General features: G+C 29.6%; 11 protein-coding genes. 8 read left to right on the forward strand and 3 right to left on the reverse strand.

Annotated elements, in window-relative coordinates:
• The first annotated feature begins 65 nt into the window (after nt 1–65).
• The gene (locus tag ACTF56_RS06340; RefSeq protein WP_438966068.1) at nt 66–1,370 is read left to right on the forward strand and encodes a serine hydrolase domain-containing protein; all 1,305 of its coding nucleotides are present in this window, start codon (nt 66–68) and stop codon (nt 1,368–1,370) included.
• A complete protein-coding gene (locus ACTF56_RS06345) occupies nt 1,371–2,102 on the forward strand; it encodes a nicotinamide mononucleotide transporter family protein (RefSeq protein WP_438966069.1) in 732 nt (243 codons plus the stop codon). It begins immediately after the preceding gene.
• Here the strand turns inward: ACTF56_RS06345 and ACTF56_RS06350 are convergent.
• Nucleotides 2,099–3,127 carry a LacI family DNA-binding transcriptional regulator gene (locus tag ACTF56_RS06350; RefSeq protein ID WP_438966070.1) on the reverse strand — a complete coding sequence of 343 codons (1,029 nt, stop codon included), beginning with the start codon at nt 3,125–3,127 and terminating at the stop codon, nt 2,099–2,101. The two genes, ACTF56_RS06345 and ACTF56_RS06350, sit on opposite strands and share 4 nt — an antisense overlap.
• A gap of 238 nt (nt 3,128–3,365) precedes the next feature.
• Between ACTF56_RS06350 and rplM the strand changes: the two genes are divergently transcribed.
• From rplM to ACTF56_RS06380, 6 genes are all read left to right on the forward strand, one after another.
• Nucleotides 3,366–3,821, forward strand: coding sequence for a 50S ribosomal protein L13 (gene rplM / locus ACTF56_RS06355; RefSeq protein ID WP_438966071.1), 456 nt, complete (start codon nt 3,366–3,368; stop codon nt 3,819–3,821).
• Nucleotides 3,821–4,207 (forward strand): 30S ribosomal protein S9, encoded by a 387-nt coding sequence (rpsI, locus tag ACTF56_RS06360; protein WP_438966072.1) that lies wholly within the window; start codon nt 3,821–3,823, stop codon nt 4,205–4,207. Before rplM ends, rpsI begins: the two co-directional genes overlap by 1 nt.
• A 177-nt stretch (nt 4,208–4,384) precedes the next feature.
• Entirely contained in the window at nt 4,385–5,209 is an 825-nt protein-coding gene (rpsB, locus tag ACTF56_RS06365; RefSeq protein ID WP_438966073.1) for a 30S ribosomal protein S2, read from the forward strand.
• 98 nt (nt 5,210–5,307) lie between these two features.
• Nucleotides 5,308–6,132 (forward strand): translation elongation factor Ts, encoded by an 825-nt coding sequence (gene tsf, locus ACTF56_RS06370; protein ID WP_438966074.1) that lies wholly within the window; start codon nt 5,308–5,310, stop codon nt 6,130–6,132.
• Nucleotides 6,133–6,270: 138 nt separating this feature from the next.
• Nucleotides 6,271–10,047 carry a TraB/GumN family protein gene (locus tag ACTF56_RS06375; protein WP_438966075.1) on the forward strand — a complete coding sequence of 1,259 codons (3,777 nt, stop codon included), beginning with the start codon at nt 6,271–6,273 and terminating at the stop codon, nt 10,045–10,047.
• A gap of 53 nt (nt 10,048–10,100) precedes the next feature.
• On the forward strand, nt 10,101–10,670 hold the full coding sequence (locus ACTF56_RS06380; protein ID WP_438966076.1) for a DNA-3-methyladenine glycosylase I: 570 nt from the start codon (nt 10,101–10,103) through the stop codon (nt 10,668–10,670).
• Nucleotides 10,671–10,680: 10 nt separating this feature from the next.
• On the opposite strand, the gene ACTF56_RS06385 is transcribed toward ACTF56_RS06380, so the two are convergent.
• The gene (locus tag ACTF56_RS06385; RefSeq protein ID WP_438966077.1) at nt 10,681–11,508 is read right to left on the reverse strand and encodes a M23 family metallopeptidase; all 828 of its coding nucleotides are present in this window, start codon (nt 11,506–11,508) and stop codon (nt 10,681–10,683) included.
• Between the two features lie 69 nt (nt 11,509–11,577).
• On the reverse strand, nt 11,578–12,213 hold the full coding sequence (gene aat, locus ACTF56_RS06390) for a leucyl/phenylalanyl-tRNA--protein transferase (RefSeq protein WP_438966078.1): 636 nt from the start codon (nt 12,211–12,213) through the stop codon (nt 11,578–11,580).
• Nucleotides 12,214–12,305 lie beyond the last annotated feature (92 nt).

Here is a 12,305-nt window from a genome sequence, read left to right on the forward strand (position 1 = left end):
ATTAGTTTACAATATAATTCGTATAATATACTTTTATTTATACACTGTTATAATACATAAAAATCATGAAAAAATCATTCTACCTTTTCTTATTCCTTACCACACTGTCTTTTTCACAAGAAAAATTTATGCGAATGGATAGTTTACTTTCCTATTTGAATGAAAACGATAAATTCATCGGTTCCATTTCAATTAGAGAAGGTGAAAAAGTGGTTTTTTCAAAAGCTTACGGTTTTATAGATGAAAATCAGAACATAAAAGCCACAACCAATACAAAATACAAAATTGGTTCGATTACCAAAATTTTCACAGCAACTATAATTATGCAATTAATTGAAGAAAAAAAATTGCGTTTGGAAAGTAAGTTGACTAAGTTTTTTCCTAAAGTAGCTAATGCTGATAAAATTTCTATTTCAGATTTATTGCATCACAGAACCGGAATTATCGATTATATCAATCAAGATTCTATAACGGAATCCGACTTAAAAGCACCTGACACCAAAGAAATGCTTTATAAAAAAATTGCAGATTATGAATCCCTTTTTGAGCCTAATTCTAAGTTTTTATACAGTAATTCTAATTACTATTTATTAGGAGGTATTATTGAAAAACTAACCCATGAATCCTTTGAAGAAAATGTTAGAAAAAGAATTGTAGAAAAAATTGGCTTGAAAGACACTTATTATCCAAATGAAAAAATAAATACCCTTCAAAACGAAAGTTTTTCTTTCCTTAATAATGGAACGGATTGGCAAATTATTGACGAATGGCCAAGAAATACTGCTTATGCCGCTGGTGAATTAATGGCAACTCCAAACGATTTAACGCAATTTATTCATGCCTTATTTAATGGAAAATTGGTCAACAAAACATCGTTAGAAGAAATGAAAAAACTAAAAGATGGTTATGGCAAAGGTTTAATGCAATTTCCTTTTGGAGATCGTAAATTTTTTGGACATACTGGAGGAATTGAAGGTTTTAGGTCCAACATTGGTTATTATCCAAATGAAGACTTGAGTATTTCTTTAGTTGTTAGTGGCGATAATTACAATACCAATTCAATCATGATAGGGATTTTGAGTATTTATTATAAAATGCCTTTTCCTTTTCCTGTTTTTGTAAAACTGAATGAAGAAAGTATTAAAAATTATATAGGAACTTACAGCTCAACAGAAATTCCTTTAAAAATAGAAATCATGTTCAAAGAAGGTACTTTGATGGGACAAGCCACTGGGCAACCTTCTTTTCCATTAACACCAAAAAGTGAAACTGAATTTGTATTTTTGCAAGCTGGAGTAGAAATTGTTTTTGGACAAAACACTTTTATTCTAAAGCAAGGAGGTCAAAAAATAAATTTCACAAAAGAATAAATGGAAATAGTCTCAAGGATTCCTGAAAACATTCTTCATAAAATCAAAACTATAACAAATAGTACTTATTTAGATTTCATTGGATTGATTATTGTTATTACGGCTTCGATTGTTTTAGGATACCACAACACCGAATACAAATTTACTTTTCAAGATAAAAACTATGTTTTCTTTTTGGGTTACATTTCAATTATCAACACTAGTTTATCAATGATTGGCAATCGATTAGTTACTAAAAAGAATAATATTGGAAACTTTCTTGCGACTTGCAATACATTTTTGAGTGGTTCAATTGATTATTTACTTGGAAATATTGGTGCAATTTTAACATATCCAGTAACTTTTATTGGAAATTATTTGGTTTTCAAAGCTTGGAAAAAAAGCACCGTTTTGCGTTCTATTGACTTTATATTTTATCGCAATTTAGTTCTTGGTTTTGTATTCTCATTGGTTCTTAATTATATTGCTTTCAAATATCTTTCTGAAAAACCAATTGACTGGAGATTGTTTTTTGCCATAGCAATTCCTGCTGGAATAACCTTTGGTGCCACTTTCAACACAGCAAGAATGTATCCTGACAACTGGTTTATGTGGCAGTTTTACAACATTACTAAATTAGTTCAAAACTTATTGCAAATGAATATAGCAAATACAGCCAAATATGTTTTTTATCTTTTCAATGCACTTTTAGGTTACGTAACGTGGAATGATGACAAACGTTTACAAAATTAAATCTTAATTGTAGATTCTCTTTTACGTAATTCTGTTTTTATCACTACTGTTTTGTATTCAGGAATTTCAACTTCTTCTTTATTTTCTAATCTGTCAATTAATAATTCAGCAGCTTTTGCACCAATTTCTGGAGCATGTTGACTCACCGTAGAAAGACTTGGCGTTAATCTTCTTGACCAAATTCCGTCAGCAAAACCAATGATATTAACATCTTCAGGAATTTTGTAACCACTTTTGATTGCCATTTTCATAGCTATTGTAGCCGTGTCTTCATCAATTGCAAAAATGCCATCGATTTTTTTATCAACAAATAATTTCTTTAATTTCTCTTCAAAAACTTCCAAATCATTTTCAATCAAAATTATTGATTCATCAACGGCTATTTTACTTTCAGACATTGCTTTGAGATAGCCCTTATATCTTAACTTTCCAACACTTAAATTATCTATGGATGACAATAACGCAATTTTTTTACATCTAATAGAAATCAAATAATTAGTAGCATCATAGGCAGAATCTAAATCATCAACCACTACTTTATCACATTTAATTTCTTCCATAACTCTATCAAACATAACTATAGGAGTACCGCTATTCAATATATTCTTCAGATGAGCATAATTCTTCGTAGATTGAGTTTCTTCTGAAGGAGAAATGATAAAACCATCTATTGTTCCACTGTTCAGCATATCCATTACTTGTTCTTCCTTAGCTCTAGACTCGTTGGAAGAACCTGTTATTATATTGTAACCACGAGCTACAGCAACTTGTTCAATTCCGTTAAAAACTTTAGCGAAAAAAGGATTTAATATGTTGGGAATTATCAACCCGATAGTATTAGTTCTTTGGTTTTTTAAATTCTTTGCAATACTATTGGGTTTGTAATTTTTAAGTGCTGCAAATTCTTTAATTTTTATCTTTGTTGTTTCACTTATTTCAGGACTATCACTCAAGGCTTTAGAAACAGTTGAAACTGAAACTCCTAATTCGGTTGCAATTTGTTTTAATGTTGCTTTTGATTTCATTGGATATTTTTAGTGATGTAAAAATAGTAAAAATAAAATTGAAAGGTAAAAACAGAACCAAAAAACGGAAAAATGTTAATAAATAATGAATAAAAAACACAAAAAAAGATAACTACTTCATTCACAATGAAAATAATATTATACAACGTACTTGCATTTATAATAAATAATTGTACTTTTGCACTCCCTAAACCGATTTGTCGGATGGGAATGGAATGTTTAATTAAAATAAATTATTGTGAACAATTTAAGCTACAAGACAGTATCAGCTAACAAAAACACTGTAGAAAAACAGTGGATTGTTGTAGACGCTGAAGGTCATAACTTAGGTCGTTTTGCTTCAAAAGTAGCCATGCTATTAAGAGGTAAATACAAACCAAGTTATACACCGCACGTTGATTGTGGAGATAACGTGATTGTTATCAACGCAGAAAAAATCAACCTTACTGGTAACAAGTTAGATGAGAAAACCTACATCAGACACACAGGTTACCCAGGAGGACAAAGAAGCTTGACTGCAAAAGTAATGCAACAAAAAAACCCTGCATTATTAGTTGAAAAAGCTATTAAAGGAATGTTACCTAAAAATAAATTAGGTGCGCAATTATTCCGCAATTTAAATGTAAATGTTGGTTCTGAGCACACTCATGCTGCACAACAACCAAAAAACGTTAACCTAAACGATCTTAAGTAATGGGAGTTATTCACAAAATCGGTAGAAGAAAATGTGCTGTAGCACGAGTTTATGTTACAGAAGGAACAGGTAAAATTACCGTAAACAAAAGAGAATTTGCAACTTACTTCCCTACTGCTACTTTACAGTACAAAGTATTACAACCAATGTCATTGACAGAAAATGTAACTAACTTTGATGTAAAAGTAAATGTTTATGGTGGTGGTGCAACAGGTCAAGCAGAAGCTGTAAGAATGGCAATTGCTAGAGCTATGTGTGAGGTAGAAGCTGAAAACAGAGCTATCTTAAAACCAGAAGGATTACTAACAAGAGATCCAAGAATGGTAGAACGTAAAAAATTCGGTCAGAAAAAAGCAAGAAAAAAATTCCAATTCTCGAAACGTTAATATTTCGAAGGAGTTTGGATCATTTTTCAGACAAATTTTTACAATTAAAATTGAATTTAAAACACAGTTGTCGATATTCCTTCAATTAAAAAAGGGAATTAGTTTAGCATCTAAATGAAGCCTAAAGCCAAAAGCCAAAAGGAACATTGCTAATCACGGAACGTAAACTATTACACAATGGCAAACAAAATTGACGTTAAAGAATTATTAGAAGCAGGTGTTCACTTTGGACACATGACTCGTAAGTGGGATCCAAACATGGCTCCTTACATTTATATGGAACGTAATGGTATTCACATCATTAATCTATATAAAACTGTAGCAAAAATTGAAGAAGCTAATGAAGCTCTTAAAAAAATTGCTGCATCTGGTAGAAAAGTACTTTTCGTTGCTACCAAAAAACAAGCTAAAGATATTGTTGCTGAAAAAGCTGCTGCATGTAACATGCCTTACATCACTGAAAGATGGCCAGGTGGTATGTTAACTAACTTTGTTACTATCAGAAAAGCTGTTAAAAAAATGGCTACTATTGATAGAATGAAGAAAGACGGTACTTTTATGACTTTATCTAAAAAAGAAAGATTACAAGTTGATCGTCTTCGTGCAAAATTAGAAAAAAACTTAGGTTCTATTGCTGACATGTCTAGATTACCTGCAGCACTATTTGTAGTTGACGTAAAAGCTGAACATATCGCAATAAAAGAAGCTCAAAAATTAAACATTCCAGTTTTTGCAATGGTTGATACAAATTCAGATCCACGTGAAGTTGATTTTGTTATTCCATCAAATGATGATGCTTCTAAATCAATCGATAAAATTTTATCTTTAGTAACTAGCGCTATCACTGAAGGTCTTTCTGAAAGAAGTTCTGATAACGAAGGTGATTCTGAAGGTAAAGAAGTAAAAAAAGCGCCTAAAGCATCTAAAGAAGAAGCTACACAAGAAGTAGTTGCTTCAACAGAAGTAGAAGTTAGCAATGAAGAAACTTCAACAGAAGAGTAATAAAAAATAAATTCCAATAGTAAAGTTCCAAATCTCAAAATATTTTAAAATAAATTGGGATTTGGAACTTGAAATTTAAAAATTTAAAAAAATACATTATGGCAACTATAACTGCTGCAGAAGTAAATAAATTAAGAACCATCACTGGTGCTGGTATGATGGATTGTAAAAAAGCATTAGTTGAAGCTGATGGAAATTTCGATTTAGCTATAGAAAACCTTAGAAAAAAAGGTCAAAAAGTAGCGGCTAATCGTTCTGACAGAGAATCTACTGAAGGTGCTGCAATTGCTGTTGTAAATGCAGACAAAACAGCTGGTGTTGTTATCTCATTAAACTGTGAAACTGATTTCGTAGGAAAAAATGAAAGCTTTATCAAATTAGCTACAGATTTAGCTAATCACGCTTTACAATTTTCTTCTCAAGAAGAATTATTAGCTTCTGATTTCAACGGAATTACTGTTGCAGATAAATTAATTGAACAAACTGGTGTAATTGGAGAAAAAATTGAAGTTGGTGCTTTTGAAAAATTAGAAGGTGCTTTCATCGGTTCTTATATTCATGCTGGAAACAAAATTGCGACTTTAACATCTTTATCAGCTAATGTTGAAGGTGCAGAAGAAGTTTCAAGAAACGTTGCAATGCAAGCTGCTGCAATGAACCCAATTGCTTTAAACGAAGCTGGTGTTGATGCTGCAATCATTGAAAAAGAAATTGAAATCGCTAAAGAACAATTAAGAGCTGAAGGAAAACCAGAAGCAATGTTGGATAATATTTCTAAAGGAAAAATTCAACGTTTTTACAAAGACAACACATTAGTAAATCAAGATTATATCAAAGATGGTTCTATGAGTGTAAGTGCTTATGTAAAATCTGTAGATGCTAACTTAACTGTTACAGGATTTAAGAGAGTAGCTTTAGGATAATTTATTCTAAAATTTCAAATTTATATAATTTTAAAAACCTTAATTCGTTATTGAATTAAGGTTTTTTTATTTTACAGAATTTATAATAAATTTCTTTATATTTGAAACTTATACATTAACGTTTACACAAAACTATTTATGACAAAAAAAATCGTCTGCTTGTTACTGCTTTTTATTAGTATGACTCAAGCTCAAGAAAAAAAGTATCAAAGCTTATTATGGGAAGTAAGCGGTAATGGTTTACAAAAAAAATCTTACATCTATGGATCCATGCATGTAAGTGAAAAAATATCTTACCATTTATCTGATGCTTTTTTTAAACATCTTATGGAAGCAGATATGATTGCCAACGAAAGTGATCCAACAACTTGGTCAGAACTTTCAGATGTTTTTGGTGGTGGTGGCTATAACTACGGTTACGGTGCATTTTACACCAATTTCTATATCAAAGAACTTAAAAAGGACGATTTGTATACCATGTTTAGAGGCACCAACTATAATTTGATAGGATTGCTTTCTAGAACCAACGAAATGAATAAAGACTATCAAGAAGATACTTATCTAGATATGTTTATTTACAGAACGGGTCGTAAATACGGTAAAAAAACCTTAGGTTTAGAAGATGTTAAAACTTCAACAATAAACATCATGAAAGGAGAAGCTAAAATTGACAGAAAAGATATTGAAGAAAACCGTCAAAAATTAAAAAAGCTTCTTAAAAATAAAAATTACAATGAAGCGATGATGGATTATTATCGTGAAAAAGATTTAGACATGTTAGATTCTCTTTCGATACTTTCATCATCTAAATCATACTTAAAAGCCATGCTTTTTGATCGTAATATTGTTATGGTTAACAGTATGGACTCGATAATGAAAACGGGAAGTTTATTTTCAGCTATTGGAGCAGCACATTTACCAGGAGAAAGAGGTGTGATTGAAGAACTAAGACGTAGAGGCTACACTGTGACTCCTGTTTTTGGCGATTATACCGAAGTTGGGAAAAATAAAAAGAAAGAAATTGAAGAATATTTCATTAAACCTGAATTTGAAACTAAAACAACCAATGATGGAATGATTTCAATTCCTATGTATAAAATAGTTTTAGACAATGGTGAAAACTTTGAATCTCCAGATTTAGCTAATGGTGGTTACATCAACGTTAAAAGAAGCCCTTTAAAAGATTTCATCAAAAAAGACAATCAAATTTTTAATCATAAAACACTAGATAGTTTATTTTATGAAAATATTCCCGGAGACATTTTAGATAAAAAATTCTACAAAGAAGATAATTATTTGGTTTATGACATCAAAAGTAAGACCAAAACTAACAATGCACAGCGTTACAGATATTACATAACTCCTTTAGAAATAATTGCTGTTATTATGGGTGGTGAAGGCGAATATGTAAGAAAATACGAAGATAATGTGTTTAATAACATCAAATTAAAACCATACACTGATGGAAAAGAAACATTTATCCCAAAAGTAGGTGGATTTACTGTAGATGTTCCAAAATATTATGTAAATGTTGGAAATAAAGACATTTCAAAACAACATACAGATATTGAAATTTATGCTTACGATAACACTGAAAAATCAAATTATTTCTTGATAGAAAACACATTAGGTGATAATGAAAATTTAGAAGATTCAGAATTTGAAATCAAAAGAATTCATTATGAATTTTACAACCAAATCGATGCTGATTCAACCAAAACTTCATTTGATAAAGAAAATTTACGTTTTACTTCTCAATCAAAAGTAGGTGAAAAAGAAATTCGCTTATTAACTTCAATGAAAGGAAGTCGCTACTACATTCTAGGAACCATAGGTGCTTCTGAAGAAAAAACTAAAGACTATTTCAATTCTTTTAAAATAACACCTGCTTTTGCAGAAGTAGAAACAAGAATTTATAAAGATAGTGCAGCCATGTTTTCTATTGAAATACCCAAAAAACACAATGAATATTTAGATTTTAGATTCGAAAGAGACTATTACGGGTACGAAAAAAAGAAAAATCATTTCACTTCTAAATCAAAAGCCTTTTCATTCATTTCTCCTACAGGAAAAGATGTTGAATTATCCTTTTACCAATATCACAAATATGAAAGTGAGAAAAATATGGATTCTATTTGGAGTGATTTTAGAAAACATATTAAATCTGATTTTGAAACAAATAGATATGATGATTTTGGTTATGACATGAATTACGATGCTATGGAGGAAGTTGTTGAAGTAGTTGAAGAAGTATCTGTAACAACAAATGAAAATGGAGAAGCTGTTGAAAATAAAAAGAAAAAAAGCTATAACGTTAGTCGTTGGGACGAAGAATTAGGTTTTGAAGAAAAAGAAAAAAACAAAATCGAAATCATTAATGAAAAAATTACAACCAACGAAGATAATTCCATTCACGAATATAATGCTATAGCTATAAAGCCAAACTCTTCGCAAGCTGTTAAATACAAAGCTGTTTTTAAAGATGGAACTTCATATTTACTAAAAACATTAGTTGATAAAGACTATAAAGGCGATAATACTTTTATCGAAAAAACGTTTAATTCTTTTAAACCGTATGATACAGTATTTAGCACTTCAATTTTTGAGAATAAGTTTAAGTATTTTGAAGAAGATGCTAGAAGCGAACACGATTCAATTCGTTATTCTGCATTAAAATCAATTTATTTTTTAAACATTGAAAAAGAAGATTTACCAGCGGCTAAAAAATTCTTGGAAGAGTTTGAGTTCAAACAAGATGAAATGGAATCTCAAGTTACGTTGTACGAAAAAATTGGTAGAATTAAAGATCCAGCAATTATTCCATATTTGGAAAGCGTTTACAAGAAAGAAGATGTTACAACATCAATCCAATTTGCTATTTTAAACGCCTTAACTAGCCAAAAAACAAAAGAGGCTTACAAAGTTATTCTAAAATTATTAGAGTATGATTTACCGCTTTCTGACAACGAATATGAAATATCTAGTTTATTCAATTCTTTTGAGTTTGATATTGAAAATAGCGAAGTGCTTTTTCCAGATATTTTCCAATTTTATAGTGTAAACGAATATCATACACCAATCATCGAATACACAAATAAGTTAATTGAAAGCAATTCGGGTAATCCGAAAAAATTAAAATCTTTCAAAAAAATGCTTTTGACTAATGCTAAATTAGAATACAAAAGATTGTCGAGTTGGAAACAAAAACAAGACATGAAAGACAATGATTCTTACGGATATTATGGAAACAATAATAAATATGCTCCAACTAGCGATTTGATTAGCTATTTAAACATTTTATACCCATTTAAGAAAGAAAAAGATGTAGCGGAATTATTTACTAAAGTAGATAAATTAGATGTAGATAATTTGACTTTGTACAAAGCAAGAGTTCAATTAGAAAAAAATAACGAAGTTGATTCTAAAATGGTTGAAAAACTGTTAGAAAAAAATGAAACTAAGTATGTGGCTTATCAAATGTTACATCATACCAAACAAACATCAGAATTGGCTAAATTTAGCGAAGATTCAATAGCATTACATGGCATGTATTATTTTGATGATTTAGAAAAAGAGAAAGATTCTATCACTTTTATAAAGAAAAAATCAGTAGATTTCAATAAGAAAGAAATTCAATTTTATTTTTATAAAATCATTGATATTGATGAAGATTCTTACAACAAAAATGCTGAAAAAATTGGAGGCATTGCTTTTGTTGTAGAAAACGGCAGAATCAATCCACAAGCATTTAAATCATTACGTTCCATTAGTTTTATTGAAGAAAAAGAAATAGAGGAATTTATAAAAGCTTCTATTGATGAATGTATCAATACAAATCACCCAAGAGTAACACATCGTAAAATAAAAGACAATGGTTACGGCTATTATGGCGATGACATGTACTACGAAGATTAAATAATTAACAAACCTCAATTTTACAAAACAAATTGAGGTTTTTTATTCAAAATATGACAGAAAAAATAAGATGTGCTTGGTGCGAAAAAGATGATTTATATAGAAATTATCACGACAACGAATGGGGAAAACCGGTTTATGATGATGCTAAATTGTTTGAATTTCTAATTTTGGAAACCTTTCAGGCAGGTGTAAGTTGGCATATGGTATTAAAAAAGAGAGAAAACTTTAGAAAAGCATTTTTAAATTTTGATTATAAAACTATTGCTTTATTTGGCGATTATGAAGTGCAAGAATTGATGAAAGATTCAGGAATAATTAGAAATAAACTAAAAATTAAAGCTACAATTTCTAATGCAAAAGCTTTTATAGAAGTGCAAAAAGAATTTGGCAGTTTTTCCAAATACATCTGGAATTTCGTTGACGGAAAACCCATTGACAATAAACCAAAAACCTTACAAGATATTCCAGCAAGTACGCCACTTTCTCAAAAAATTAGTAACGATTTAAAAAAACGTGGTTTTAAATTTATTGGTCCAACTGTTGCTTACGCTCACATGCAAGCCACAGGAATGGTTAATGATCATGTAGAAGATTGTTGGATTAGGAAAAAAAATATTTAAAATAGAAGCTTCACTTCTTAACAAAAGCATCTTTTTTTAAATCAAAACCATAATATCCCTCCAAAAAATCAAAAGGAATAGATTCATATTGCATTTCGTCATTAATTTTTAGGACATGAAAATGCAAATGTGGTTCGGTAGAATAACCTGTATTTCCAGATAATGCAATTGGTTGATTTGCTTTAACAAAATCTCCTACTTTAACTAAAACGCCATTTTGTTTAAGATGAGCATAAGATGAAATAACATTCCATTGTGGATGATAAATCCAAATAAAGTTATCAAAACCTTTATATTTTAAATCAAAACCTCCTGTTGCATAATCTTTTACATATTTAACAACTACTCCTTCGGCTGCAGCACATATTTTTGTTCCAACTGGCATTTGAATATCTATCGCAAATTTGTTATTTAATAAATTATGAGAAAAAGGACTATTATATCCCTGAAGTATTTGATACTTTGAATTTTTGAGGAATGGCAAATTTAGAATAGGTTTTTCTATTGATTTTTCAAATATATTAATTGATGTTGCTTCAAAACTTTGAAATTCTGTTTTGTTAAATTTCATTAAAATAGAATCTAATGGAAGTAGTTTTTTATAGTTTCTGAATTTTAAAACACTATCAAAACTTGAATTTCCTGAATAAAAAAATACAGCTAAATTTATCTTATTTTTTATGTTAACAACAATGGAATCATTAGTTTCTAATACATTGAAATCAAATCCATTTTCTGATGGTAATTTGATATTTGAAAAATTTGAATGTTTTAAATTTCTGTCTATTTTGCATGAAACAAATGGTATAATTAATAAAAATAAAAATATTCCTCTCATGGTTTATATTATTGTTATTTTTTTAATGAATTATTATTTTTAACGTTTAAGGCATATTGAATTAAGTACTTAACCTTGTAAAATTTTCATAAAAGCTTCTCTTGAAATCTCAAAAGCACCTAATTTTTCTAAATGGTCATTGTGAACTTGACAATCTAATAAACGGTAATTTTTATTTTTTAAATGTTCAATCAATCTTACAAAAGCAACTTTTGAAGCATTAGGAACCTTGGAAAACATACTTTCTCCACAAAAAACAGTTCCTAAATCAACGCCATATAAACCACCAACAAGTTCTTCGTTTTGCCAAACCTCAACAGATAAAGCAAAACCTTCTTTGTGAAGTTTACAATAAGCTTTCATCATTTCTTTTGTAATCCAAGTGCCGTTTTGCCCTACTCTTTGTATTTGTTGACAATTGGTAATTACAGCTTCGAAATCTTGATTGAAGGTAATTTTAAAAATATCACGATTTATAATATTTCTCAGACTTTTTTTGATTTTATAATCTTGAGGATTTACAACCATTCGTTCTGATGGTGACCACCAAAGTATAGGTTCATCTAATTCAAACCAAGGAAAAATGCCACTTTTATAAGCCAGCACTAATCGTTCCGTTGATAAATCACCACCAACAGCTAAAATTCCTTCATAAGAGGCTTCTTCAACGGGTGGAAAATAAAGTTCTTTGGTTACGTAATACATTTTTTAAATTCCAATTAAAAAATTCCAAATTCCAAAAGAAAACCTTCAAAAGTAGTTGATTGTTTATTTATTGGAATTTGGAATTTAATTTT

The sequence above is a fragment of the Flavobacterium sp. genome (assembly GCF_965657075.1).
Lineage (GTDB): Bacteria > Bacteroidota > Bacteroidia > Flavobacteriales > Flavobacteriaceae > Flavobacterium.